General features: G+C 49.5%; 23 protein-coding genes and 1 tRNA gene. 8 read left to right on the top strand and 16 right to left on the bottom strand.

Annotated features, from left to right (window positions below; translation table 11 throughout):
* Positions 1–7: 7 nt before the first annotated feature.
* The 4 genes from silA to silC form a co-directional block, all read right to left on the bottom strand.
* A complete protein-coding gene (gene silA, locus HV041_RS01005; protein WP_032620969.1) occupies positions 8–3,154 on the bottom strand; it encodes a Cu(+)/Ag(+) efflux RND transporter permease subunit SilA in 3,147 nt (1,048 codons plus the stop codon).
* A 10-nt stretch (positions 3,155–3,164) separates the two neighbouring features.
* Positions 3,165–4,457 (bottom strand): Cu(+)/Ag(+) efflux RND transporter periplasmic adaptor subunit SilB, encoded by a 1,293-nt coding sequence (gene silB, locus HV041_RS01000; RefSeq protein ID WP_000157620.1) that lies wholly within the window; start codon positions 4,455–4,457, stop codon positions 3,165–3,167.
* A gap of 113 nt (positions 4,458–4,570) precedes the next feature.
* Complete coding sequence (cusF, locus tag HV041_RS00995) at positions 4,571–4,924, bottom strand: cation efflux system protein CusF (protein ID WP_008786772.1); 354 nt, start codon at positions 4,922–4,924, stop codon at positions 4,571–4,573.
* Between the two features lie 28 nt (positions 4,925–4,952).
* On the bottom strand, positions 4,953–6,338 hold the full coding sequence (gene silC, locus HV041_RS00990; RefSeq protein ID WP_038633711.1) for a Cu(+)/Ag(+) efflux RND transporter outer membrane channel SilC: 1,386 nt from the start codon (positions 6,336–6,338) through the stop codon (positions 4,953–4,955).
* A gap of 189 nt (positions 6,339–6,527) precedes the next feature.
* Here silC and silR point away from each other — a divergent pair, with 189 nt between their 5' ends.
* From silR to HV041_RS00970, 4 genes are all read left to right on the top strand, one after another.
* Positions 6,528–7,208 (top strand): copper/silver response regulator transcription factor SilR, encoded by a 681-nt coding sequence (gene silR / locus HV041_RS00985; protein WP_038633715.1) that lies wholly within the window; start codon positions 6,528–6,530, stop codon positions 7,206–7,208.
* Entirely contained in the window at positions 7,201–8,676 is a 1,476-nt protein-coding gene (gene silS, locus HV041_RS00980) for a copper/silver sensor histidine kinase SilS (RefSeq protein WP_032433718.1), read from the top strand. The genes silR and silS overlap by 8 nt, the downstream gene beginning before the upstream one ends.
* 250 nt (positions 8,677–8,926) lie before the next feature.
* Positions 8,927–9,358: a silver-binding protein SilE gene (silE, locus tag HV041_RS00975; protein ID WP_000790483.1), complete on the top strand. Its 432-nt coding sequence runs from the start codon at positions 8,927–8,929 to the stop codon at positions 9,356–9,358.
* A gap of 537 nt (positions 9,359–9,895) precedes the next feature.
* Positions 9,896–11,016, top strand: a protein-coding gene (locus tag HV041_RS00970) for an IS3-like element ISSen4 family transposase (protein ID WP_096147877.1) whose coding sequence is annotated in 2 segments (ribosomal slippage) — positions 9,896–10,154 and positions 10,154–11,016 — 1,122 coding nt in all. Because the reading frame shifts where the segments join, the coding sequence is not laid out codon by codon here.
* Positions 11,017–11,042: 26 nt separating this feature from the next.
* Here HV041_RS00970 and HV041_RS00965 read toward each other — a convergent pair.
* On the bottom strand, positions 11,043–12,233 hold the full coding sequence (locus HV041_RS00965) for a tyrosine-type recombinase/integrase (RefSeq protein ID WP_048998164.1): 1,191 nt from the start codon (positions 12,231–12,233) through the stop codon (positions 11,043–11,045).
* Between the two features lie 269 nt (positions 12,234–12,502).
* Here HV041_RS00965 and HV041_RS00960 point away from each other — a divergent pair, with 269 nt between their 5' ends.
* From HV041_RS00960 to HV041_RS00950, 3 genes are all read left to right on the top strand, one after another.
* On the top strand, positions 12,503–13,717 hold the full coding sequence (locus HV041_RS00960) for a site-specific integrase (protein ID WP_174602903.1): 1,215 nt from the start codon (positions 12,503–12,505) through the stop codon (positions 13,715–13,717).
* 170 nt (positions 13,718–13,887) lie between these two features.
* The gene (locus tag HV041_RS00955) at positions 13,888–14,259 is read left to right on the top strand and encodes a hypothetical protein (RefSeq protein WP_155849805.1); all 372 of its coding nucleotides are present in this window, start codon (positions 13,888–13,890) and stop codon (positions 14,257–14,259) included.
* Between the two features lie 101 nt (positions 14,260–14,360).
* Positions 14,361–14,762, top strand: coding sequence for a hypothetical protein (locus HV041_RS00950; RefSeq protein ID WP_016154329.1), 402 nt, complete (start codon positions 14,361–14,363; stop codon positions 14,760–14,762).
* Positions 14,763–14,764: 2 nt separating this feature from the next.
* On the opposite strand, the gene HV041_RS00945 is transcribed toward HV041_RS00950, so the two are convergent.
* From HV041_RS00945 to actS, 9 genes are all read right to left on the bottom strand, one after another.
* Positions 14,765–15,292, bottom strand: a complete 528-nt coding sequence (locus tag HV041_RS00945; RefSeq protein ID WP_174602905.1) for an HNH endonuclease — start codon at positions 15,290–15,292, stop codon at positions 14,765–14,767.
* 404 nt (positions 15,293–15,696) lie between these two features.
* Positions 15,697–16,149, bottom strand: a complete 453-nt coding sequence (locus HV041_RS00940) for a hypothetical protein (RefSeq protein WP_161623267.1) — start codon at positions 16,147–16,149, stop codon at positions 15,697–15,699.
* Positions 16,150–16,417: 268 nt separating this feature from the next.
* Entirely contained in the window at positions 16,418–16,936 is a 519-nt protein-coding gene (locus HV041_RS00935; RefSeq protein WP_016154333.1) for a hypothetical protein, read from the bottom strand.
* Between the two features lie 100 nt (positions 16,937–17,036).
* Positions 17,037–17,966 (bottom strand): hypothetical protein, encoded by a 930-nt coding sequence (locus HV041_RS00930; RefSeq protein ID WP_182294035.1) that lies wholly within the window; start codon positions 17,964–17,966, stop codon positions 17,037–17,039.
* A gap of 173 nt (positions 17,967–18,139) precedes the next feature.
* Complete coding sequence (locus HV041_RS00925; RefSeq protein ID WP_137362210.1) at positions 18,140–18,487, bottom strand: hypothetical protein; 348 nt, start codon at positions 18,485–18,487, stop codon at positions 18,140–18,142.
* A 243-nt stretch (positions 18,488–18,730) separates the two neighbouring features.
* Positions 18,731–19,126, bottom strand: a complete 396-nt coding sequence (locus tag HV041_RS24945; RefSeq protein ID WP_233471464.1) for a helix-turn-helix domain-containing protein — start codon at positions 19,124–19,126, stop codon at positions 18,731–18,733.
* Positions 19,127–19,811: 685 nt separating this feature from the next.
* On the bottom strand, positions 19,812–20,384 hold the full coding sequence (locus HV041_RS00915) for a recombinase family protein (RefSeq protein ID WP_016154337.1): 573 nt from the start codon (positions 20,382–20,384) through the stop codon (positions 19,812–19,814).
* A gap of 1,213 nt (positions 20,385–21,597) precedes the next feature.
* A tRNA-Gly gene (locus tag HV041_RS00910) sits at positions 21,598–21,671 on the bottom strand.
* Between the two features lie 80 nt (positions 21,672–21,751).
* Complete coding sequence (actS, locus tag HV041_RS00905) at positions 21,752–22,510, bottom strand: amidase activator ActS (protein WP_121585503.1); 759 nt, start codon at positions 22,508–22,510, stop codon at positions 21,752–21,754.
* Positions 22,511–22,676: 166 nt separating this feature from the next.
* Between actS and idi the strand changes: the two genes are divergently transcribed.
* Positions 22,677–23,225 carry an isopentenyl-diphosphate Delta-isomerase gene (idi, locus tag HV041_RS00900; protein WP_048213161.1) on the top strand — a complete coding sequence of 183 codons (549 nt, stop codon included), beginning with the start codon at positions 22,677–22,679 and terminating at the stop codon, positions 23,223–23,225.
* 96 nt (positions 23,226–23,321) lie between these two features.
* On the opposite strand, the gene lysS is transcribed toward idi, so the two are convergent.
* Positions 23,322–24,839 carry a lysine--tRNA ligase gene (gene lysS / locus HV041_RS00895; protein WP_003026911.1) on the bottom strand — a complete coding sequence of 506 codons (1,518 nt, stop codon included), beginning with the start codon at positions 24,837–24,839 and terminating at the stop codon, positions 23,322–23,324.
* Between the two features lie 9 nt (positions 24,840–24,848).
* A protein-coding gene (gene prfB / locus HV041_RS00890; RefSeq protein WP_121585020.1) for a peptide chain release factor 2 occupies positions 24,849–25,947 on the bottom strand; the annotation gives its coding sequence in 2 pieces (ribosomal slippage) (positions 24,849–25,871 and positions 25,873–25,947; 1,098 coding nt in all).
* Positions 25,948–26,033: the final 86 nt, after the last annotated feature.

Genomic DNA, 26,033 nt, shown 5'->3' with positions numbered 1-26,033 from the left:
TTCAGGTTCAGGACACGCTTTTTTTATGTCTGCGCAGCCAGATTAATTTGTAGGCGGCAGGAATAATGAACAGGGACAGCAGCGGAGCCGTGATCATCCCACCAATCATGGGTGCCGCGATACGGCTCATGACTTCTGAACCTGCACCGGTTCCCCAGAGTATTGGCAGCAGACCCGCAATGATCACCGCCACGGTCATGGCTTTCGGCCGGACACGCAGTACGGCACCATGATAGAGAGCTTCATCAAGGCCTTCCGGTGTGAACGTCTCTTTACGGGACAATTCCGGGTGCGCTTCAATGGCATGACGCAGATACATCAGCATGACCACGCCAAACTCTGCTGCCACCCCGGCCAGAGCGATAAACCCCGTTCCGGTTGCGACAGACATATGGAAGCCCTGCCAGTACAGGAACCATATCCCGCCAACCAGGGCGAACGGCAGGCTCATCAGGATCAGCAGGGCTTCATCAACCCGGCGGAATGCCAGATACAACAGGATGAAGATGATCATCACCGTCATCGGCACCATCAGCTTCAGTTTCTTGTTGGCATGCTCAAGCAGTTCAAACTGTCCGGAGAATGACACGCTGGTACCCGGTCTCAGTTTCACTTTCTGACTGATCGCCGTTTTAATGTCATTAACCACCGACACCATATCCCTGCCGCGCGCGTCAATGTAAATCCAGCTGGCTGGACGGGCATTTTCCGTTTTCAGCATAGTCGGCCCGGAAACGACCTTAATATCCGCAACATCGCCCAGCGTGATCTGCTGCTTCATCGGGGTCAGGATCGGCATCTGTTTCAGGGCCTGCGGGCTGTTCCGGTAATCCTGCGGATAGCGGATATTAATCGGGTACCGGGCCACGCCTTCAACCGTCTCACCCACCATAGCCCCACCGATGGCTGATGAGATGAACAGCTGCACATCGCCCACCGTCATTCCGTAGCGGGAGGCTTTTTCCCGGTTGATATCCACATCAATGTAGCGCCCGCCTTCCAGTCGCTCTGCGAGAGCAGACACTACGCCGGGTACGGTTTTGGCGACCGCTTCGATACTCTGCGCCGTTGCATCGATATCGGACAGAACCGTTCCGGACACCTTGATACCTATCGGGCTTTTGATCCCGGTTGAGAGCATATCAATACGGTTACGGATTGGCGGCACCCAGAGGTTTGCCAGCCCCGGTAAACGGACGGTCCTGTCGAGTTCTTCAATAATCTTGTCAATCGTCATGCCTGGACGCCACTGATCCTCAGGTTTGAGCTGGATCGTGGTTTCAACCATTTCGAGCGGTGCGGAATCCGTGGCGGTCTCTGCTTTACCGGTCTTGCCAAATACAGAGGCCACTTCAGGAACGCTTTTGATTAACTTGTCCGTCGTCTGCAGGAGCGCTGCAGCTTCAGCCGGAGAGACACCCGGCAGGGTCGACGGCATATACAACAGGTCGCCCTCGTTAATCTTCGGCAGAAACTCACCGCCCACCTGGCTCAGCGGCCAGATAACGGTGAAAATGGACAAGGCCGCAACCAGCAGGGTTGTTTTTGGCCAGTGGAGAACCCGCAACAGCAATGGATGATACGCTTTGATCAGTACCCGGTTCAGGGGGTTACTGGTCTCTGCAGGAATTTTCCCCCGGATCCAGAATCCCATCAGAATCGGAATGACGATGATGGCCAGCGCGGCCGCGCCCGCCATGGAGTACGTTTTCGTGAATGCCAGCGGGCCAAACAGACGTCCTTCCTGACCTTCCAGGGTAAAGATAGGAATAAAGGACAGGGTGATGATCAGCAGGCTGATAAACAGTGCGGGTCCCACTTCAACGGAGGCATCGGTAATCACCTTCCAGCGGGTGGCGTTGTCAATCTGCTCACCAGGATGCTGATGATCCCACTCCTCAAGCCGCTTATGCGCATTCTCAATCATCACAATGGCGGCATCCACCATCGCACCGACGGCAATCGCTATCCCTCCCAGCGACATGATATTGGCGTTCAGTCCCTGGAAGTGCATGACGATAAAGGCGATACACAGACCAAGCGGCAGAGAGATAATCGCCACCAGGGCAGAACGTACGTGCCACAGGAACAGGGCACAGACGATGGCCACCACGATAAACTCTTCCAGAAGTTTGGAACTGAGGTTATCAATCGCCCGGTCGATGAGCTGGCTGCGATCGTAGGTGGTCACGATTTCAACGCCTTCCGGCAGGCTGGCCTTCAGCGTCTCAAGTTTATCCCTCACTGCCGTGATAACGTCGCGTGCATTTTTACCCGACCGCAGGATCACCACGCCGCCAGCGACTTCGCCCTGGCCGTTCAGCTCGGCAATACCACGCCGCATTTCAGGCCCGGTCTGCACGCGGGCAACATCCCGCAGATAAACCGGCACGCCGTTCTCGCCTGTTTTCAGGACGATGTTATTAAAATCATCAATGCTCTGAAGATAACCGCTGGCACGGACCATATACTCAGCTTCGGCCATTTCAACGGATGAGCCACCGGCCTCCTGGTTAGACGATTCAAGGGCCTGTTTCACTTCGGGCAGGCTGATACCATACTGAGACAGTTTTACCGGATTGACCTGAATCTGGTACTGTTTCACCACGCCGCCAACCGAAGCGACCTCAGCCACGTTCGGGATGGTTTTCAGCTCAAATTTCAGGAACCAGTCCTGCAGAGAACGCAGTTCTGAAAGGTCGTGTTTTCCGCTGCGATCGACAAGGGCATATTCAAATATCCAGCCCACCCCCGTGGCGTCCGGACCGATTTCAGAACTCACACCGGCGGGCAGTTTTCCCTGTACCTGGTTCAGGTACTCCAGCACGCGGGAACGGGCCCAGTACAGATCGGTGCCGTCTTCAAAAATGACATACACATACGAATCACCGAACTGTGAAAAACCACGCACGGTTTTTGCGCCAGGCACGGACAGCATGGTGGTGGTAAGTGGATAGGTGACCTGGTTTTCTACAATCTGCGGGGCCTGGCCGGGATAGCTGGTTTTGATAATGACCTGCACATCTGACAGGTCAGGCAAGGCATCGACAGGCGTGTTAATAATCGTCCATGTGCCCCAGATGCTGAGAAACAGGGCCCCCATCATGACCAGGAAACGGTTGGCGACAGAGCGCCGGATAATCCATTCAATCATCGTCGTCTCCTCAGTGCCCTGAATGCATATTTACAGGCTGGTCAGACATTGCTGGCATACTGCTTTCTGTTTTTTCAGGGTGGCGCATACGTTCCAGTGCGCCCGTAATATTGGCTTCAGAGTCAATGAGGAACAGGCCACTGACCACCACGGTATCGCCTTCATTCAGGCCGGAGCCGATGCCGGACTGTTGCTGTGACTCATGCAGAACGTGGATCTGTTTCGGCACAAACTTGCCTTCATCATCAACAGTAATCACGCGCTGTTCTTTGCCGGTATCGATAACGGCCTGGCTTGGTATCAGCAGCATCTCCTGGCTTCTGGTATTCAGTTTCAGATAGGCATTCATGCCCGGCTTGAGAAACTCATCCTTATTAGAAACCTGGAGACGGACCTGAAGCGTACGGGTTGTCTGATCCACGCTGGGAAGAATATTCCATTTTTCGACATGGAATGTTTTATCCGGATAAGCCGGTACCGAAATTTCAAACTGCGACGTATCTTTCAGCAGATAGGCGATAGATTCTGGCACTGCAGCGCTGATCCAGACCGGGTCCATTCCCTGAATCTGAGCCACCACCTTATCTTTCGAAATATTCATGCCGGTGCGCAGGTCAAATGCAGTAATGACACCATCAATAGGTGCTTTAATGGTAAAACGGGTCTGAATGCTCCGGGTAGAACGCAGTCTCTGAATATCCTCTTCCGGCATACCTGCCAGGCGAAGCCGTTCCAGAACGCCTTTAATTTGCGTGGAAGTACCACCGGTGCTGGATAACAGAAGGAATTCACTCTGTGCTTCCACCCAGTCCGGAATGGTAATATCGATAAGTGGCGTCCCCTTCTTCACATGATCGCCAATCGTCATGGGGTAGACTTTTTCGACAAACCCGTCAGAACGCGCCTGCACAATAACAAACTGATACTCGTTATAGCTGACATTAGCCGGGATTGTCTGAGAATAATTCAGCATTCCTCGCGTGACTTTTTGCGTTTTTAATCCCAGATTCTGAACCTGGGTTGGGTCGATACGGATCCCGCCACTGCTTTTATCGCCACTGTCATCAGCATATTTTGGCACCAGGTCCATATCCATAAAGGGCGATTTTCCGGGTTTATCAAATTTGGTATCCGGTTTCATTGGGTCATACCAGAAAAGCACCTTTCGTTCCGGTGCCTTTTGTTCTGTTTTTTCTGTCTTTTGTGCTGAGTTTACATACTGCCAGGCAGTAACCGATATCAGCCCCCCTGCTATGAGGCTGCTGATAATTATTGCAGCATATTTTATCTTTAAAGAAGCCATACAATTTTCCGCTAAAAAATCAAAACACCTGGCATATGCACCTGACGGTTAACTCACACATATACCTATGTGAATGTACAGGCGCACAGGATGTAATCGCTCCGGACAGCCAATCAGGACTGCGTCACGTTAATGCTTTTAAGTAAAGAAATATTACCCTGCTGAATAAACGAGAAATCGACATGGTTGCCGGTTTTCAGGGCATTGATAGCGTCGTCTGCATTAACAAAAGTGAAGCGCATGGTCATTGCAGGCCAGCCCACCGCAGGGATTGCTTCGTGCGAAATGGTGATCTTTTTACTATTTATATCAATTTCTTTAACGACACCGGTGCCCTTGATAACCTGCTGTACCGAAGCATCACTGGCAGTATTCATATCGCCATGCTGATGTGTTTCAGCATGAAGACCGGCAGAAAACATGACAGAGAAGGCACCAAATAAAACGGCTTTAAGTGAATTACGCATTTTAAATTTCCTGATTAATGAAATAAATTTACTCTACCCAACCGCCACCCAGTGCGGTAAACAGATTAATTTCGTTAACCTGCCGGGAATAGGTAAGATCGAGAATGGTTTGCTGCGTAGCGAAGAGAGAACGCTCTGCATCCAGCACTTCAATGTAACTGACAGCACCACTGGAATATAATCCTCTGGCACGCTGGAGAGTTATCTGAAGTGAATCAAGATAACGCTGCTGTGACTCAAGTTGCTGGCTAAGGCTGTCGCGCAGCGCAAGCGTGTCGGAAACATCCTTAAAGGCTGACTGAATTTTTTGTTCGTAATTAACCACCGACTGTTGCTGGCGAATTTCAGCCAGCTTCAGATTGGCTTTATTCCTGCCAGCATTAAATATAGGAATTTCAATTTTAGGGATAAAATTCCACATTCCACTTCCTGACGTAAACAGGCTGGACAGCTCCGTACTGCTTGCGGAAAGACCACTGGTCAGGGTAATTGAGGGGAAAAAGGCCGCTCGCGCTGCGCCAATATTGGCATCAGCCGCTTTCAGCTGATATTCCGCTTCCATAATATCCGGTCGCTGCAGCAAAATTTGTGAAGACAGATTTGGTGGCAATTTTACTGGGGCTATCTCCCCGCCTTTCATCCCTTTTTCTGACGGAAGTGCGCGGTACGTTCCCAGCACCAGTTGCAGGGCATTGTTTGCCTGAGCCAGATCGCCTTCTCGTTTGGCTATTTCGGCGCGGGTACTTTCGATTTGTCCTCGCGCCTGTTCAAGTGCCAGAACGTTCGTACTCCCGGTCACGAGCTGCTGCTCAACGAAAGCATAGGACTGTTGATAATTTTTCAGCGTTTCCCGCGCAATACGAAGTTGTTCGTACGCCAGTTGCTGGCTGAAATAGCTTTGTGAAACGTTGGATACCAGCAGGATGTGTACGGCCCGACGGGCTTCTTCGCTGGCAAAGTAGTTCTGGCGATCAGCATCACTCATGTTCTTAAGTTTGCCGAAAAAATCGAGCTCATAACTGAACTCCAGACCTGCGTCGTACTCCTGTGTGGTCGGCTTGTCACCTTTCAGACCACCGCTGTATGTGATCCCGGATGAGGCATTCAGCTGGGGATAACGATCTGCATCCGTGACGTTGAACTGGGCCCGGGCCTCTTCAACCTTCAGTGCAGCCATTCTCAAATCACGGTTATTAGTCAGGGCTTCAGTAATCAGCCGGGTGACCTGGGGATCGACAAAAAAGTTACGCCAGCCCGTATCCTGATAGCCATTCACCGCTGGCGTCAGGCTGTTACGGGACAGTGAAAACTGCTGGGGTACCGGTGCTGCCGGACGCTGATATTCAGGCGCCAGAGAGACACAACCAGCCAGAATGAAGATTGTGCTGATGCTGAGTAGTTTTAATTTGAACATATTGCTTCTCGTCCAGGCAGACCTGGTAAATGGTTCAAATGAAGTTCAGAGTATTACCAGGGTTACTTTACAGAATGCACTCTGTTTGTCGGGTGACAGAATAATGACAATGTTGTCATTTTTACGGTAATTCGTTGATTACGATCGTGTGCGCAATAGAATGACATTAGCAGCCAGACGGGGAGCAAGATGAAAATATTGATCGTCGAAGACGAAATTAAAACAGGTGAATATCTCAGCAAAGGGCTTACAGAGGCAGGGTTCGTAGTGGATCACGCTGATAATGGTCTTACCGGATATCATCTCGCCATGACAGCCGAGTATGATTTAGTCATTCTGGACATCATGCTGCCTGATGTGAACGGCTGGGATATCATCCGCATGCTGCGCACTGCCGGAAAGGGTATGCCGGTCTTACTACTGACGGCCCTCGGCACGATCGAACACAGGGTCAAAGGACTGGAACTGGGTGCGGACGATTATCTGGTTAAACCCTTTGCGTTTGCCGAACTGCTGGCCCGGGTGAGAACCCTTCTGAGGCGGGGAAACGCGATGATCACGGAAAGCCAGTTTAGGGTGGCTGATCTCTCGATGGATCTCGTATCCAGAAAAGTCAGTCGCGCCGGAAACCGCATTGTGCTCACCAGTAAAGAGTTCAGCCTGCTGGAATTTTTCATTCGCCATCAGGGCGAGGTTCTTCCCCGTTCCCTGATTGCCTCTCAGGTCTGGGACATGAATTTTGACAGCGACACTAACGCGATTGATGTCGCCGTAAAGCGACTCCGCGCTAAAATAGACAACGATTACGGGACAAAGCTGATCCAGACTGTCCGGGGCGTGGGCTATATGCTGGAGGCCCCGGATGCATAGCAAACCTTCCAGGCGCCCTTTCTCACTCGCCCTGCGGCTGACCTTTTTTATCAGCCTGTCCACGATACTGGCTTTTATCGCCTTCACCTGGTTTATGCTGCATTCTGTTGAAAATCATTTTGCCGAGCAGGATGTCAGCGATCTTCAACAAATCAGCACTACCCTGAACCGTATACTGCAGTCCCCGGTGGATCCGGATGAAAAAAAAGTAAGCAAAATAAAGGAGTCGATTGCCAGCTACCGCAACGTTGCCCTTTTGCTCCTCAATCCCAGGGGGGAAGTGCTCTTTAGTTCAGCGCAGGGGGCGGCACTACACCCGGCCGTGAATTCCGCAGATTTTAGCGAGCACAGCCGCGCACGGGATGTCTTTCTCTGGACGGTGGAGGATCCTGCGAGACCGATGGATACCGGGTCTGAAATGAAGATGGAAACATACCGGATTATCGCCTCCTCTGGCCAGGCGATATTTCAGGGCAAACAGCAGAATTATGTCATGCTGACTGGCCTCTCCATTAATTTCCATCTCCATTACCTCGATGCGCTGAAAAAAAATCTGATTGCGATCGCCGTCGTGATAAGCCTGCTGATTGTTCTGATCATTCGCATCGCTGTCCGTCAGGGGCACCTGCCCCTTCGTAATGTCAGCAATGCCATTAAAAACATCACCTCCGAGAATCTTGATGCGCGGCTGGAACCGACACGCGTTCCCATTGAGCTGGAGCAACTGGTTATCTCGTTCAATCATATGATTGGAAAGATTGAGGACGTCTTTACCCGCCAGGCCAATTTCTCTGCCGATATCGCGCATGAGATCAGAACGCCCATCACCAATCTGGTGACGCAGACTGAAATCGCACTGAGTCAGGATCGAACCCAGAAGGAACTTGAGGATGTCCTCTACTCCAGTCTTGAAGAGTATAACCGGATGACCAAAATGGTCAGCGACATGCTGTTTCTGGCACAGGCGGACAATAACCAGCTTATACCTGACAGGGTCCGTTTTGACCTCAGAGCAGAAGTCATGAAAGTCTTCGAGTTTTTCGAAGCCTGGGCCGAAGAACGCAATATCACGCTCAAATTTAACGGGATGCCCTGCCTGGTTGAGGGAGATCCACAAATGTTCAGAAGAGCGATCAATAATCTGTTATCCAATGCCCTGCGTTATACCCCGGAGGGACAGGCCATCACCGTCTCAATAAGAAAGCAGGAGAGCTTTTTTGACCTTGTGATTGAAAATCCAGGGAAACCGATCCCTGAAGAACATTTATCAAGGCTGTTTGACCGTTTTTATCGGGTGGATCCATCCAGACAACGAAAAGGAGAAGGCAGCGGCATCGGCCTTGCGATTGTGAAGTCAATCGTGGAAGCACATCACGGAAGAGTGCAGGTGGAATCAGACGTACGCTCCACGCGTTTTATCTTATCCGTGCCCAGACTGGAGAAAATGATCCCGGAAACCCAATGCTGAAAATAAAGATGTAAATGACAAAGATGTCATTAGCCTGTCATGCAGCAAACAGAAGCCATTCGATATAATTAGTGCAACTTATCAGGAAGGCTGGATTGCTTCATCAATACCCGGCGTCAGAGTACGCCAGGAAATGAATATCCAGCCCTCTTCCGGAGAAATAAACGCTGCCGAACTTGTTTCAGTTATGGAACTGAAAACACCGGTTGTACTTCCCCGGACATCACTAATTCAGAAATGGAGAGTTATCATGAAAAATATCGTATTAGCATCTTTGCTGGGCTTTGGTTTAATTTCATCGGCCTGGGCCACTGAAACCGTGAATATCCATGATCGCGTCAACAATGCACAGGCTCCTGCTCACCAGATGCAGTCTGCTGCGGCTCCTGTCGGGATCCAGGGGACTGCTCCTCGTATGACCGGTATGGACCAGCATGAACAGGCCATTATTGCTCATGAAACCATGACGAACGGCTCGGCGGATGCGCACCAGAAAATGGTGGAAAGTCATCAGAAGATGATGGGAAATAACACGGTATCCACGACCGTCCCGTCAACGTCTTACGCGGCGATGAATGAGCATGAAAGAGCAGCGGTTGCCCATGAATTCATGAATAACGGGCAATCCGGCCCACATCAGGCCATGGCCGAAGCGCACCGCCGCATGATCAATGCAGGCTGAATGCGACGGTAGTATCCGTGCTGTTACCTTTTCCCTGATAGATTTTCCTGAAACAACGTTGCTACATTTTTGCCCCCCGTCAGGGGGCTTTTTTGTCTGACTCAGCTACACTTAACCGGTACCTGTCTGAAAGGAATTATTATAGGGGTCTGACGCTCAGTGGAACGAAAACTCACGTTAAGCGATTGTGGCTGAGAAAAACCAAAGGATCCGGCGAGGATCCTTTGGTGTGCTGACATGACCAGTTTCTTTTGGGATATTTTTTCCCTGCATGAAGTCCTTTATGTCCTGATCATAATGCCATTAAAAATTCTATGCTATGGCTTCGCTATTTTAGACATTCCCTAACAGCTTTGTCTAAATCCGCCACATAAATTGGGGTAGGATGCCCAGATTTCATTTTCCATATAGTATATCCTCCCTTTGTTGCTTTGCCGCGCAGCTCTGTCTGCTTTCCTTCTGTGATTGACCTGCTCCCCGTTGATTAGTACACCCCGATGTTAGTAATGTCTTCATAAGCCACATGAGGACATCCCCATGAAGAAGCGTTTTTCCGACGAACAGATCATCAGTATTCTCCGCGAAGCCGAAGCTGGGGTACCCGCCCGTGAACTCTGCCGCAAGCATGCCATTTCCGATGCCACGTTTTACATCTGGCGTAAGAAGTATGGCGGTATGGAGGTGCCTGAAGTTAAGCGCCTGAAGTCGCTTGAGGAAGAGAACGCCAGACTCAAGAAGCTGCTTGCCGAAGCCATGCTGGATAAAGAGGCGCTTCAGGTGGCTCTTGGGCGAAAGTACTGACGACAGACCAGAAGCGGGAAGCCGTGATGTTGATGTGTGATGCGACCGGTCTGTCGCAACGTCGTGCCTGCAGGCTTACAGGTTTATCCCTGTCGACCTGCCGCTATGAGGCTCACCGTCCGGCTGCTGATGCGCATTTATCAGGGCGCATCACTGAGCTGGCACTGGAGCGCAGGCGTTTTGGCTACCGTCGTATTTGGCAGTTGCTGCGCCGTGAAGGGCTTCATGTTAATCATAAGCGCGTGTACCGGCTTTATCACCTCAGTGGCCTGGGCGTAAAACGCAGAAGACGTCGTAAAGGGCTGGCAACAGAACGTCTGCCGCTGCTCCGTCCGGCGGCGCCCAATCTGACCTGGTCGATGGATTTCGTCATGGACGCACTTTCCACCGGTCGCAGGATCAAGTGTCTTACCTGCGTCGATGATTTCACAAAGGAATGCCTGACGGTCACTGTTGCCTTTGGGATTTCAGGCGTTCAGGTCACGCGTATTCTGGACAGCATTGCACTGTTTCGAGGCTATCCGGCGACGATAAGAACTGACCAGGGGCCGGAGTTCACTTGCCGTGCACTGGATCAATGGGCCTTTGAGCATGGTGTTGAGTTGCGCTTAATCCAGCCGGGCAAGCCAACGCAGAACGGATTTATTGAGAGCTTTAACGGACGATTTCGCGATGAATGTTTGAATGAGCACTGGTTCAGCGATATCGTTCATGCCAGGAAAATTATTAATGACTGGCGGCAGGATTATAACGAATGCCGCCCGCACTCCACGCTGAATTATCAGACACCGTCTGAATTTGCAGCGGGCTGGAGAAAGGGTCATTCTGAGAATGAAGATTCCGACGTTACTAACTGAGTGTTGTATCTAATCGTGGGGGCAGGTCAGCCTGACCGTACTGCTGAATTCAAATCAATGATTAGATTGCCATACCACTGCATCATCTCCCTCCTTCCCTCTAGATACTGAGCATGGTTATACGTTCCACGAATTGAGTTCTTATCGACGTGAGCCAGTTGTAGCTCGATCCAAGCTGAGTTAAATCCCTGCTCATGCAAAATAGTACTCATCGTGTGGCGGAATCCATGCCCCGTAACACGCCCGGCATAGCCGATACGCCTGACCAGCACAGTCAATGCCATATCACTCATCGGTTTCTTTGGATTATTACGTCCTGGGAACAGCAACGTTCCCGCTCCCGTCATGGGTTTAAGCTGATTAAGCAAGTCAATTACCTGGCTTGATAACGGAACCAGATGAGGGCGGCGCATTTTCATGCGCTCTGCTGGCACGTTCCAAACCTTCCGCTCAAAATCAAACTCCTGCCACTCCGCTTGCCTCAATTCCCCAGGCCTTACTCCAGTCAAAATAAGTAATTGCATCGCTATTTTAACAAGTACACTACCTGCGTAGGTGTTCAGAGTTTGAAGAAACTCTGGCAATTCATCCTGGGTCAAAAAAGCATAGTGCTCTTTCTCATGGGGAGCTACTGCGCTGGCTAGATCAGGAGCTGGATTGTACTCAGCCCTGCCAGTCACAACGGCATACTTCCAGACCTCTCCACAACGCTGGCGAACCTTACGGACCTTCTCAGTTGCTCCTCGAACTTCTATCTTTGAAAGAACAGCAAGCAACTCCATCGGTTTGATATCTTTGATTGGCCGGTGACCGATATAAGGGAACACATCCTTTTCAAAGGTTCTCAACATTTCTTCGCGGTAGGAGACAGACCAGCGGTCATAGCGACGCTGATACCACTCCCGCGTGATAGCCTCAAAAGAGTTTTCTGCATCTTGTTGACGACTAAGTTTCTCAATTTTCCGTTCAAGAGAAGGATCGTTGCCAGCCGCTAATGTCCTTTTTGCATCCTCACGCTTATTTCTGGCTTCAGCTAAAGAAACATCGGGGTAAACGCCAATAGCGAGCAGCTTCTCTTTACCTAGCGAACGGTATTTGAGACGCCAGTATCTTTTACCGTTGGGATTAACCAGCAGGTAAAGACCACCACCATCAGCGAGTTTGTAGGGCTTATCTTTAGGTTTTGCAGTTTCAACCTGACGAGCTGTCAGCTTCATTGGGGGTACCTCTCAGCAGGGGGTACAATTATACCCCCATCCATACCCCCACATTGAGCTTGACCCTGGGGGAGTACAATTGAGTTCAATAGACTAATAGAATGCTATAACTGCTGATTTATCAAGGGAAAATTGAGTTTGGTAGACTTCAGAAGACTTGAGTTTGGAGCGGGCGAAGGGAATCGAACTAAATCGCTTTCTTATGTAATCGAAAGTGCCTAAGCCCATTGCTGGTGCGGTGAATATACATCACCACATGGGGTAACGCTATGGGTAGTAACAAGAAGAACCAGTATCTGTACAAACATGAAACAGGCCTTTGGATGTTTCAAATATCAGTCCCTAGGCATATGCGCCACTTAACCGATGGACGAAAGCTATTCAAGAAAAGCACAGGGCAGCGAGACGTTCTGAAAGCGAGAGTAATTCGAGACCGCTTAGTTGTTGAGTGGAACCACGTAAAGGAAAAGCACGCAATTGATACCGGAGCGGTATTATTAAATCGCGCTATCCACGCCATACAACAACTAGGAGAATCATCACAGGCGTTTTCAGGCCAAAGGGTTATGCTACAGGCCGTTACGAATGAGTATCTTGCCGAGTACAAACAATCTCGAAGCCTCAGCACAATAAGCAAACATGCCCTAGCCTCTCGTTTATTTCTCAAGTATCTAAACGTTGCTGATACTGAACTAACAGGCATCAGCCGCACCGAGGTAACGGGATTTATTCGAGCGCTCAAGCCTAAGAAATCCACGCAGACTATCCAGAATTATTTATCAGGATTAAACACGGTGTACGAGTACGCCCGCCGTTGCTACGACAATATACCAGCGGCCTCCCCATTTACCGGGCATAGACTAGAGGCCAAGAGAACAATAAAAAGTTATGAAGCATTCGCCCCGGATGAAATAAATGTCCTACTTAATAACGCCTCAGACGATCTACGGGACGTTATTTTAATCGGGCTTTACTCAGGTATGCGGCTAGATGAAATCGCCTCTCTACGGATCTCTGACGCCTCAGAAATCGAGGGTGTCATGTGCTTTAGCGTGAGAGCAGCTAAAACAAAAGCAGGTGTACGGGTTGTACCAATGCACCCAGCGTTACAAAGCGTCGTTACTAGATGCAAACAATTGAACCAGCAAGGCGAGCTAGGCGAGTACCTGTTACCGCAGTCAAACTTGATAAAGCGGCTCGATGGTAAAAGGGGGCCGTGGTACAGCCAGCAATTCACCCGCCTACGGGATAAGGTTTTACCCAATGCCACAGACAGACAATGCTTTCATAGTCTGCGCGGAATGTTCATTACTGCCTTAGACCGCGCTGGCGTACCGGAGGATAGGATTGCACAAATTGTTGGTCATGAAAGGGGCAAGACTGAATCATTCAAAACTTACAGCTCTGGTGCACTTCTATCAGAATTAGCCGATTATGTGTCACTGGTACAAGCGATTTACCATGTGGAAGCTCCCCAAAGATGATCGATTAAACCGATCGATTAACGAGTATTGATCTATCAAACCAATTACCAATACCCTAGCACTGCTGGCAGAATGGAGTAAAATCAAGCTGCCACCTAAAAGATAGAGGCGAGATTGTTTAAGCCACAATGAAATTCACTCAACAACTCAAATAAATAAAAAGGTAAAGGATGGGTATACTATTTAAATTATTCGGACCATCAAAATCCGATTACAAAACATTACTACCATTTCAGCAATGGTTTTTAAATTATCATGACTCCAATGATTTTATGAAATCTCGACTAGGCACTTCTTTATTAGTACAATCATTCTCCATTGTAAATGAACTCCAACCAACTCTACCCCTGTATGCTCCTCTGCTAATGAAATATAAAAGAACCACATCCAAAGATATAATAGATAAAATACTCCTACCAGAATTGGAACTACTAAGTAGTGTTGACTTTGATAATTACATGATTGAACCTGCTCGTGTTGTTGGTGCAGCTCTTCTTATACAAATTTATGAAAGAGATCCCAGTTTATTTTCAAACTGGTAGGTGAGCAAAGTATTAATGCACAGTGGTTGCCGCCTAGATTACGGAACATAACGGCACAACTGTACCTGTATAATAACAATCCCATTCAGCAAGGGGCTAGTATGTTCAAGGTATCCATAATTAAAGGGCGGGCTATCTCAATAGTAGCCCAACTTATCGCACTGGGCTTTGTAGTAAGCATTCTATTTGTATTCTCTCGCGCTCCAATGAATGATGAAGCATCATATTATATTGGAAGCGGCACTGATAATATTTCTTTACGTGAGGTTAATATTAAACGCTTTAACGGCTGGTACTATAGTCTCGGTTGCTTATTAGAAGTTAACGGGCATCTCGTCACCGCCTCCCCTGACTCTTGCAATCAGTTACTAAATGAAACGATAACTTTATTCGATAAATACTACCCAACCAAGCCGAGGGAGTTTATTATTTACGGTCGAAATATTGGGCGGTGCAGTGACTTAACAACGCCCCGCTGCCCCGCCCTAGAAGATAATAAATAAATCTATCCATGACATGCGAATTGCCCGTGTGAGATTGTACGGGCTAATTGAACCTCATGGGTGAGTTGCTCAAGGTTCTTCCCATGCTTACGCCACCGCTTCCCGTCACTTTGTACTTGAGCACAATAAACCCCATTTGTTTTATTAACACTAATTCCCTTGGGTAGATTATTACCTGTAATACATTTACGTGCATTCTGGTTGTTCTGCGCTCTGGTAGCTAATCGCAGATTCAGGATATTGTTATTACCTCTATCCCCGTCTATATGGTCGATACAATGCCCAGCAGGAATAGTACCGTTGATAACAGACCAGATAATACGATGTACAGCGTACTTCTTTCCTTTTAATTGAACAGACCAATAACCATCTTTACCGAGAGTCCCAGCACAAGCACCGATTTTAACTCTCTGGGATAGGGCACGCTTCCAAGTTAAACCGCTCGGAGATTCTGTATCGACTGCGAAGCAATTAACTATAATATCATTCCCCTTATCATTACTTATAATAAGACACTCCTTAAAACACATTGAGTTTATATTGAGCAACAAAAAACAAACCAACAATAGAAATCAATATCAGTAAACCTATGAGGAACACCCTGCAATCTAAAACCATGTTAACCGCTCATAAATTTAAAAACACTGAACACCCATATTATGGAGCATTACTTTCATGAACGATTAACATGTACAAGAAGCAGAGCAAGGTTAAATTTTTTTTGATTGAGACTTAACAGCACGGTAATAGTATAGGGGGGGGTATTGGTGACAGCAGTATCGTACCACATTATACCAACTGATGATTTGAGTTAGAGGCACGATTGCTATTACCAACGTATAAGACGATATACCGGTACAAGTTTGATTGAATTTTAAATCAATGGAGTATATTATTTTTGAAGTTAAAATACGTTGCGGCGATATGTAGCCCCTTAATCGGCGCTCCGACCATTGAACCTAGATACTTTTTTAACGTCTTTTTTCTGCACTTGCTCTTTATCAGTCTCAACAATTCGCGTTAGCAACTGAATCTCACGCTCAAGCTCCAAGTGCTTCAAAGCAGCGCGAACCTCAGCAGCAGGGAATGTTTCTAGCAAGGGATTAACGTCCCACAAGCCCTCGCCTATTTCTTGAATATCCCAGCCTGTTTGTACTGACACTTCATAATCTAACGGGTGCAAGTGCTGGCCTCTGAACGTCTCAGCCACATCAGGAGGCCATGACGATATCACTGTGGGTAATCCCGCAACACAAGTCGGGACGTGAACACCAAGCGAACTGGACACGCGATAACGAATACCGGATGGAGAATCATTGGCTAAGCAAAGCGACTCGTGAAGCGCTGGTACCTGCGTAGGCAGCGCCTTTTGTTTTGTGTACAGCATCAAACCTCCTTTTTGATTCGCTGGACAGATTCCAGACTCAGCAGAATCCGAACGGCGGCGGGAGCAGTCCACCGCCTCCCGTTCACCATGACTCGATAATCCCGCCCACCCGTTCTATTTAAACCGCCTGCTGGGTCGCCTTCCCGCTTATTCGCTTTACCTTTCCCAGAGCGTGCTCGCCACGCCAGCCCCGACGGTGCATCGCTACACAGCTTTAAAATGCGGTTAAGGGCAATAGCTTCTTGTAATGAACAACCAAGATCACCGTTCATGGCCTTTCTCCTATAGTGTTTTCGATATAATTCAAGATTTCCCGATACTCGGGATTGTTCATAAACTCAGCGTGTCGTTTCTGGTTAGGCTGGAGATACTGCACTCCCTGAGAACGTCCACCCTTGCCCGGCTGAAACAGCACGCCACGCTCTAGCAGCCACTGACCGCACTGGACACGCACCAGCATTAACTCGCCCCTGAACCAATCGAGGTACTGCTTCGCCTGCACGCGCTCCTGATACCGCTCTGAGGCCACCTCATCGGGGATATACCGGTACTCGGGATTCAGGATGTAAGGCGATTCGAGAAGAACAAACACCGCCTTGCTACGTTTAATACAGCAACCACGGCAAGCCAGATTCCGGGTGTACTGCTCGACACCCCCACATTTCACACACCGGAAGTCACCACTAGTGAAGAGTTTCTGCTTATCCATAATGGCGTTGTATCGAGCGGGGTTATGCTGCTGAATGCTGCTGAGCCGTTGTTGGTACTCGGGATAGCCAAGTCGCATTAACTGCAACTCTCGGTTCGTTGGGTGCTGCCCGTTTTGGAGTGGTGCAGGGGCTGCGCGGCCCCTACCGTTCTGTTTAGCGTTTGGCTTATTCGCTCCGTTAATCTGCTGGTACATGCTGCTCAGCCTCTACCGCTTGTTGAATTAGGTCGGGGAACATGCCGGTAATAACGGGGCGGGAACGTTGTAACGCTTTGTCGAACTCTAGCTTGTGCTTACGCTCCTGAATAGCGGTAGCCTTTGCACCATCTGAACACTGCACCGGGTGCCAGCCGTTTGCCCACACGTTCAGCGTCCAACCGTTTCCAGAAGGAATAACTGCCACTTGATTGCCGATTGTTTCAGTTGGGAGGATAGACACCGTTACCGCTGACGCATTTGGGATACTAGCTAATGCATCAGCCTTGGTTTGCCAATCAGGAGAATCAGCAAGGAAACGCACGTCTTGTCCTGCTAGATTCTGGGCAAACTTGTAGTTGCCCTTCTGGACATGCTCGGTGAGCGCTGCCATCTCATCTGGAGAGAACTGTTTCTGTAACTGCTCGCGTTGCATAAATGCCAGTAAAGCCCGTTTCAGTTCTTCGCCTACAGCATCGGAATTAGCCTGTGCTTTTGCTGCTGCACGCTGCGTAAGGGTTGCGCTGCGATATCGGTTCGCCTGATTAACCAGAGCGGTATGTACCGCCTGAACCAGATAAAGAATATCGGCCTCAGTCTGGATACGTGCGTTAATCAATGCCGATTTCAACGGTTGCACAACGCTACTCGAGTTTTCGAACATCCACGAACTGACACCCTCTGGGAAAGCTGGCTCAGGCTGGATCGCTGGAAGCTCTGCGTGCTGCTGTGCGGCTTGGATTCGCTGGAAAAGGGCTAAGGTACTGCTGGTACAAAGCGCCTCTGAGAATGGCACAGAGGCCGTTTCTGAGGGCTTCTCAGCATAAGGAGACGGTAGTACTACGGTACCGGCTGGAGTGTTAACAGATGTGTTTACGGATGTATTTACTGCTTTGTTAACTGAATTAATCATTATTGGTTTCCTTATGGAATAGGTAATATTTAGACGTGCAGCATCACCCGAGAAATTAAGCGGGTCTGTATCTGCACTATTTATTTATAGATTACGTCTAAATCACTTCTTGTTTAAATCGGTTTGGTAAAGGTCTGGTGTACACATTATAAATTTACACTTCAAACTTAATACTATTCGTTGGGGAGGTATCGGCTAATTTCTTGTAGTTTTCCTGCGTCATCAGTTGATAATTCATCTGCTGTGCTGCTACCCGTTTTAGCGTACTGAGTGATCATCCTGATATCTGCGGGTGTTGGATTAACCGAATCAAGCATCTCATCGAACTCAGCCATTAACCGCTCTCGTTTCTTTCCAGTTGCGGAGCGGAGTTCTCTGCCCAACTCTGGAATACGTTGGCGCTGAGATGGACTAAATGCAGTGCGCTTCGATTTAACATCGAAAGTATTTTGGTATCCAGTCCCGACTCGTGAGTGTTTGCCAGTTGGGAAGGTGCTATTAAAACTATTTGAATTATTCATTCTGACTCCTTTGTTATTACGATAAGTATTTACCTGTGTGGGTAAACAGATTTCTTGATTTACTTTGTGGGATGGTGCAGTTCTCACCATGTATAATATGCGGTGATTTATTGAGACACTTCTTAGAAGTGTTGTTGAGTATGACATGACAGGGAGAGGTGTAGCTATATACTTACTTTAGTAAGTAAGACTTTTTGGGGTTTATGGGGGTGCCAAAGGGTGCCAAATCTGACACCCCTCCGATTACAGACCGTGTGCCTTAATCCAGTTACGTACGGTGCTCTGTGACGTTCCGGTAGCAGTGCTGATAGCTTTGTAGCCTAAACCCTGTTTACGCAGCTCAAGTACCCGTTGCTCTGGTGTCTGTCCTGAGTCCTCAATAGCGTGGCGCTTCTCGGTGTTAGCCTTGAATGCCTCCAGCTCTTTCAGGCGGGACTCCATATCACCCAGGCGCTTCTCATGCTCATCCAGCTTACGCACTACCATAGCCGCGTTCTGTAAGCTCAGCAGGCCACTCGACAATGTATCGGCATCCATACGAATAGGGTTTCCCTGCTTTTGTGCGGTAACTACAGCCGGATGGCTTGCATTGGCTTTGAGGGCTTTCTTCATACGTTTACGCTGCTGAGGTCTATTCATCACGGGCTTAACATCCTTTCCGGGTAACAGATCACGCACGATTTGTACCGATGGTCGAGTCTCGCCAGTGCAGTAAACGTCTAGTGAGGTTCTTACTGCGTGGGTGACTTGGGATTGGTTTAGGCTAATACGATTGGGGTTCTGCATGGCAATACGTCGTATAGCGCTCTCTGCGCGTAGCTTCTCAGCTATCGCAGCCTTTAAATCATCTCGTCCGTGCTGCGCCCTGTAGCGTTCGTACAGCGCCTTCATTGATGGGGCTTGAAGGTCGTTAGCCGTTGGGACGTAACCCCTCTTGAATGCGCCCCACATAATGCGGTCAGTGTTTTTTAAATCGGTGGGAGTGTCGTCGAACTGGTTTGGCAGATCATCGGTCTGAAACATATTTCTCCTTTGGTTACGGTGCGGGGTGTGGTGCTGGGATTAAGTCTGAGGTTGCACCAGTGGATTTACCCCGAGCACACGTGCCACGGAGAGTTACAGGAGGGTGTGAAAGCGTTTTGTGCGGACTTCGCCTCCTTCCCTAGAGAGTGATATTCTAATTACCATCGTTTGTAAGACAGGATTTCTACAACCCTAGTCGGTACTCGCTTCCTTCCCCTTACAAGTGTGGTTCTAATTACCACATAGTAAATTCAATTACTTACAGAAGCTTAAGTTAAGGCAGCAGAATTGGATAAACCATTTAGATGTGTTTATTCCAGTGCCGTTTAACCGTTGCAATCCCGATACCTAGTTGTTTTGCTGCCGCTGACTGACTCAGACCACCCTCCCTACATCGCTGTACACTCACAGTCGTGTCCTTAGCCTCGGGCCTGCCCAACTTAACGCCCTGAGCTTTCGCACGCCTTAGCCCTTCCTGAGTGCGCTCCCGGATACGGTCTTTCTCGAACTCAGCAAAGGCAGAAAACATCCGTAACATTAATTTACCCTCGGAGCTGGATAGGTCTGACACAGGCAAATCAAGTGATACCACTTTAACGCCCTTCTGCATGAGCATTTCAATAGTCTGCTGCACATCGATATTGTCACGGCCTAAGCGATCCAACTTCAACACAACAAGAACATCCCCGCTCTCTAGCTTATGCTCTACCAGTGACTTAAAACCATCACGCTGCATAGCAGGCACGCCACCGGATACTTGCTCTTGCACTACTCGGGCATCAGGTATCTCGTAGCCCGCATTATGAATAGCAAGCAATTGATTCTCGGTTGTCTGCTCGGTGGTTGAAACTCGACAATATGCAAATGTTCTCATCGTGTATGCTCCCTTGACTGGTATCAATTAACGGTATCATCGTATGTATTGGAATCACTTAATGTCAATGGCTATTTTAATGATGCCAATCATGATACCTAATTCTAGTATCACTTAACGAACGATTGTCGATACCAGACCAGCACCTACGATTAGCCGCATAAAAATCCATAACAATCCTAGCTATTGATACCGCGAAGCCTTTCAGGAAAAGGGCAAAGAGAACTATTAACACAACTGGTGTAGTGCAATCACATAATCGCTATAAACTACCGGAATAAAAAGAGAGTAAACTTCTTTAAAATCAACAAGTAAATAGTTCCACACTATACAGAGAGAGAAGCAAACCTCTTCACAAATTGAAGAATGCCGCAGGTTGATACAGGAAGCTGCACCGCATATCTGTGCTGTCACCAATAGACCCCCTACACTACGCTGCACCCTATAACCCCTCAGGTGCACCGCACATAACAAACGGCACTGTACCCACGCACGAACAACCTCGCTCAGAAGCTGAACAAGCGTCTGTACGTGAATTCTGATAGACCAGCAAGGTGAATCCCCAGCAGAACACACAGAGCGTTTGTAGTAGCGTTCCACAGCCACCCAGATCCGAAAGGCACACGGGGGAAAGGCTTCCTTTGGGTGGGGGACACCCCCTCGCCTGAATACAGTACTTTTCAGTCGTGGCCTTTTTGGTACTTTAGTAAATATCGAGAAGCCTTGAGAATTAACTCATTACAAGATTTCAGACAATACAAGCCATAAAGCCCGTTGGTGGTAAGACAACGTGCGGAGCGTAGCGACTTCATCGGGGGTTATGTCAGACAGTGAAGTTTATCAGGATCGCCGTGTACCCTTTCGGGAGCGTGGCTGAGACGCTGGCAGAGCTTGCATATGGTTTGCAAGTACCGTAACCACCATAAAACCTGTTTATTCCCTGCAACGTCATCTCGACGTGTGGCATGTGGGAGCATCGGCAAAAATGCGCTTCACTGAAAGCTGTAGGAGTTATGCCGGGTGCTCGGCTTTTTGTTCGTTGTTGGACTATCGCGGTAAGAACGTAGAACCACCGCCAGCTATTTGATATGCTCCCTAACCACATACCAGATCGCAGCAGCAATGAGTAATACCGTGGGTACCAAGATGGATAACCCGGTTTACATCCGCTTTTAGCATACTGATTCTAAAAGATATTTTAGATAGCATTAGCTGGAGCGGGCGAAGGGAATCGAACCCTCGTATAGAGCTTGGGAAGCTCTCGTTCTACCATTGAACTACGCCCGCGAAGAGGTGCGTGGGCCATTATAGACCTTACGCACCCTCTGACAAGCCCAAACTATGCTAACTGCTGATAAAATAGCCTGTTAGCACTTAGGTTTACTCCCCTGCGGCGGTAAATAACGTAGCGGATCAATCGCCGTTGCGCGATAGCGAATCTGGAAGTGCAGGCGTACAGATGCCGCATCAGTGCTACCCATGGTGGCAATTTTCTGCCCGGCCTTCACGCTCTGCCCGTTGTTCACCAGTAGCGTATCATTATGCGCATAAGCGGTAATGTAATCCTCACTGTGCTTAATCATGATGAGGTTGCCATAGCCCCGCAGCTGGTTGCCGACATAAACTACCTTCCCTGCTCCCGCCGCATAAACCGGTGTGCCGCGCGCAGCTGAGATATCAATACCCTTGTTGCCGCCATCCGCCGTTGAATAAGGCAGGATCACTTTACCGCTGGCAGGCCACAACCAGCAGCGTTGCCCCACCGGCGGCCAAGATGACTGCGGCACGGATGAAGATGGTCTGACAGTTGCCGTTTTAGTCGAGGATTTCTTGGTTGTTTTGCCAGAGCTTGAACTGGTTTTCGCGCCGCCGCTGACCTTCAGCTTTTGCCCTACTTCGATGGTATAGGGTGGTGAAATGTTATTCAGACGGGCAATCTCTTTCACGCTGGTGCCGGTGGCGCGCGAAATACGGTATAGCGTATCTCCCCGCTTCACGGTATACACGGAGCCGGAATAACTTCCTGTATCAGACGACTTACTCCCGGAACAGCCCGCTAACAGCAGACCGGCACACAGCAGCATCACGATACCCAAGCCATTTTTCTTCAGGCGTCCTGCACTCAAAACAATACCTCGCAACATTTTCAGACGCTTTATCATAGCAGCCAGAAACCGGATGCCAAATCATATCGCGTAACGAAGCGTCGGCTCTGGCATTTCACACCCTCTGTTAATCAATATGACTTAATTAAGCATATAATGTAGGCGCTTAAGATTGAGGGTGGACGCAATGCGACAGGAACATGTCATTTTATTGAACGAACAGGGCCAACCCTGTGGAACGCTGGAAAAGTATGCGGCGCATACCGCCACAACGCCCCTGCACTCCGCTTTCTCATGCTGGATATTTAACGAGCAGGGGCAACTACTGGTCACCCGCCGGTCGCTGCATAAAAAAGCCTGGCCGGGTGTCTGGACAAACTCGGTGTGCGGTCATCCACAATCAGGGGAAACAACTGAAGACGCCATTATCCGTCGCGCCCGCTTCGAGCTGGGAGCTGACATTCGCGCACTCACGCCCGTATACGCTGATTTTCGCTATTGTGCCGCAGATCCCAGTGGAATTGTGGAAAATGAAGTTTGTCCGGTATACGCCGCACAGCTAATCAGCACGCTGCAGCCGAATGCGGAGGAAGTGATGGATTATCGGTGGAGCAATCTTGAGGATGTGTTATGCGGGATTGACGCTACACCGTGGGCCTTCAGCCCGTGGATGGTAATGCAGGTTTCAGACGATAAGGCGCGAAAATTGTTGCGCGCATTTTCCAGCGGTCATTAATTGCCGGATGACAACGCAAACGCGTTTTATCCGGCCTACGAATCGTCTTCCGCGTAGGCCGGATAAGGCATCAGCCGCCATCCGGCAGTTCACATCTTACTTAACCGGACGCATTGCCGGGAACAGGATCACGTCGCGGATGGTGTGGCTGTTAGTGAACAGCATAACCATACGGTCGATACCAATACCCAGGCCCGCAGTCGGCGGCAGACCGTGTTCCAGAGCGGTAACGTAGTCTTCGTCGTAGAACATCGCTTCGTCATCACCCGCATCTTTGGCGTTAACCTGATCCTGGAAACGCTGCGCCTGATCTTCGGCATCGTTCAGCTCGCTGAAGCCGTTACCGATTTCACGTCCGCCGATGAAGAATTCGAAGCGATCGGTGATTTCCGGGTTTTCGTCATTACGACGCGCCAGCGGAGAAACTTCTGCCGGGTACTCGGTAATGAAGGTCGGTTGAATCAGGTGCGCTTCTGCAACTTCTTCAAAGATCTCGGTCACGATACGACCCAGACCCCAGCTCTTCTCAACTTTGATGCCGATAGATTCAGCAATCGCTTTTGCAGAGTCGAAGTTATCCAGATCGGCCATGTTGGTTTCCGGACGGTATTTCTGAATCGCTTCGCGCATGGTCAGTTTTTCAAACGGCTTACCAAAGTCGAAGACTTCTTCGCCGTAAGGCACTTCAGTCGTTCCCAGAACGTTCTGCGCCAACGTACGGAACAGAGATTCAGTCAGTTCAATGAGATCTTTGTAGTCCGCATAAGCCATGTAGAGTTCCATCATGGTGAACTCTGGGTTATGGCGAACTGAGATGCCTTCGTTACGGAAGTTACGGTTAATTTCGAATACGCGTTCGAAGCCGCCAACCACCAGACGCTTGAGGTACAGTTCCGGCGCGATACGCAGGTACATGTCCAGATCCAGCGCGTTATGATGGGTGATAAACGGGCGCGCTGCCGCACCGCCAGGGATCACCTGCATCATCGGGGTTTCTACTTCCATAAAGCCGCGAGCAACCATGAACTGACGGATGCCAGCCATAATCTGTGAACGCACTTTAAAGGTATTGCGGGATTCATCGTTAGAGATGAGATCCAGATAACGTTGACGATAGCGCGCTTCCTGATCCTGCAGGCCGTGGAATTTGTCCGGCAGCGGGCGCAGCGCTTTGGTCAGCAGACGCAGTTCGGTGCAGTGGATAGACAGCTCACCGGTCTTGGTCTTGAACAACTTACCTTTCGCGCCGAGGATATCGCCCAGATCCCATTTTTTGAACTGCTCGTTGTAGACGCCTTCCGGCAGGTCGTCGCGAGCAACGTACAGCTGAATACGGCCGCCAACGTCCTGCAGCGTAACGAATGATGCTTTACCCATAATACGACGGGTCATCATACGGCCAGCAACGGATACCTCAATGTTCAGCGCTTCCAGCTCTTCGTTTTCTTTTGCGTCGAAGTCAGCATGCAGTTGGTCTGAGGTATGATCGCGACGGAAATCGTTCGGGAACGGGATCCCCTGCTCACGCAGGCTCGCCAGCTTCTCACGGCGCGTTTTCAGTTCATTGTTAAGGTCGGCTACCGCGTCAGCGCCCTGTACGTGTTGTTCAGACATGTTGGTTCCTCATAACCCTGCTTTCAAACTTGCTTCGATAAATTGATCCAGGCTGCCATCCAGCACCGCCTGCGTGTTACGGGTTTCAACCCCGGTACGCAGATCTTTGATGCGGGAGTCATCAAGGACATAAGAACGAATCTGGCTACCCCAGCCGATATCTGACTTGGTGTCTTCCATCGCCTGTTTCTCGGCATTCTTCTTCTGCATTTCCAGTTCATAAAGCTTCGCTTTCATCTGCTTCATGGCCTGGTCTTTGTTCTTGTGCTGGGAACGGTCGTTCTGGCACTGCGTCACAATCCCAGTCGGGATGTGGGTAATACGCACCGCAGATTCCGTACGGTTAACGTGCTGACCGCCTGCACCGGAGGCACGGTAAACGTCGATACGCAGGTCCGCCGGGTTGATATCGATATCAATATCATCGTCAACTTCCGGATAAACAAACGCCGAACTGAACGACGTATGGCGACGTCCGCCGGAGTCGAACGGACTCTTACGAACCAGACGGTGTACGCCGGTTTCAGTACGCAGCCAACCGTACGCATATTCACCAGCAATTCTGATGGTCACGGATTTAATACCCGCGACTTCACCTTCAGACTCTTCAATAATTTCGGTCTTAAAGCCGCGCGCTTCAGCCCAACGCAGATACATACGCATCAGCATGCTTGCCCAGTCCTGCGCTTCCGTACCGCCAGAACCTGCCTGAATATCGAGATAGCAATCCGCGCTGTCATATTCACCGGAGAACATACGACGGAATTCCAGCTGGGCCAGCTTATCTTCCAGCGTATCGAGTTCTGCTACGGCTTCGTTAAAGGTTTCTTCGTCGTCGGCTTCTACAGCCAGATCCAGCAGGCCGGAGACATCTTCCAGGCCCTGGCTCATCTGATCGAGCGTATCAACGATGGCCTCAAGGGAGGAACGCTCTTTGCCCAGCGCCTGAGCGCGTTCGGGTTCGTTCCACACGTCCGGCTGTTCCAGCTCGGCGTTTACTTCTTCCAGACGCTCTTTCTTGGCATCATAGTCAAAGATACCCCCTAAGAACGTCAGAGCGCTCCGTGAGGTCCTGAATGCGGTTATTTACCGGATTAATTTCAAACATTGTCTGATTTCTTTTATTGGACTAGTCAAAATGCGGTGATAAGAGCGGGATTGTAACTAATCCACGCCCTTTTTTATAGCGATTAG

It is taken from the genome of Citrobacter sp. RHBSTW-00029 (genome assembly GCF_014104295.1).
GTDB classification, from domain to species: Bacteria; Pseudomonadota; Gammaproteobacteria; order Enterobacterales; family Enterobacteriaceae; genus Citrobacter; species Citrobacter youngae.
The sequence above is the reverse complement of the archived record's forward strand: the minus strand, read 5'-3'. Positions and strand labels throughout refer to the sequence as shown.

Coding starts and splice junctions, on each gene's coding strand:
- cusF (WP_008786772.1), bottom strand. CDS start 4,924: ATGCGTAATTCACTTAAAGCCGTTTTATTTGGTGCCTTCTCTGTCATG.
- HV041_RS24945 (WP_233471464.1), bottom strand. CDS start 19,126: ATGAATAGACCTCAGCAGCGTAAACGTATGAAGAAAGCCCTCAAAGCC.
- HV041_RS00950 (WP_016154329.1), top strand. CDS start 14,361: ATGTTCAAGGTATCCATAATTAAAGGGCGGGCTATCTCAATAGTAGCC.
- HV041_RS00955 (WP_155849805.1), top strand. CDS start 13,888: ATGGGTATACTATTTAAATTATTCGGACCATCAAAATCCGATTACAAA.
- HV041_RS00945 (WP_174602905.1), bottom strand. CDS start 15,292: ATGTGTTTTAAGGAGTGTCTTATTATAAGTAATGATAAGGGGAATGAT.
- HV041_RS00935 (WP_016154333.1), bottom strand. CDS start 16,936: ATGCGACTTGGCTATCCCGAGTACCAACAACGGCTCAGCAGCATTCAG.
- silS (WP_032433718.1), top strand. CDS start 7,201: ATGCATAGCAAACCTTCCAGGCGCCCTTTCTCACTCGCCCTGCGGCTG.
- HV041_RS00930 (WP_182294035.1), bottom strand. CDS start 17,966: ATGATTAATTCAGTTAACAAAGCAGTAAATACATCCGTAAACACATCT.
- HV041_RS00960 (WP_174602903.1), top strand. CDS start 12,503: ATGGGTAGTAACAAGAAGAACCAGTATCTGTACAAACATGAAACAGGC.
- silA (WP_032620969.1), bottom strand. CDS start 3,154: ATGATTGAATGGATTATCCGGCGCTCTGTCGCCAACCGTTTCCTGGTC.
- lysS (WP_003026911.1), bottom strand. CDS start 24,839: ATGTCTGAACAACACGTACAGGGCGCTGACGCGGTAGCCGACCTTAAC.
- HV041_RS00925 (WP_137362210.1), bottom strand. CDS start 18,487: ATGAATAATTCAAATAGTTTTAATAGCACCTTCCCAACTGGCAAACAC.
- idi (WP_048213161.1), top strand. CDS start 22,677: ATGCGACAGGAACATGTCATTTTATTGAACGAACAGGGCCAACCCTGT.
- HV041_RS00940 (WP_161623267.1), bottom strand. CDS start 16,149: ATGCTGTACACAAAACAAAAGGCGCTGCCTACGCAGGTACCAGCGCTT.
- silE (WP_000790483.1), top strand. CDS start 8,927: ATGAAAAATATCGTATTAGCATCTTTGCTGGGCTTTGGTTTAATTTCA.
- silR (WP_038633715.1), top strand. CDS start 6,528: ATGAAAATATTGATCGTCGAAGACGAAATTAAAACAGGTGAATATCTC.
- HV041_RS00965 (WP_048998164.1), bottom strand. CDS start 12,233: ATGAAGCTGACAGCTCGTCAGGTTGAAACTGCAAAACCTAAAGATAAG.
- silC (WP_038633711.1), bottom strand. CDS start 6,338: ATGTTCAAATTAAAACTACTCAGCATCAGCACAATCTTCATTCTGGCT.
- silB (WP_000157620.1), bottom strand. CDS start 4,457: ATGGCTTCTTTAAAGATAAAATATGCTGCAATAATTATCAGCAGCCTC.
- HV041_RS00915 (WP_016154337.1), bottom strand. CDS start 20,384: ATGAGAACATTTGCATATTGTCGAGTTTCAACCACCGAGCAGACAACC.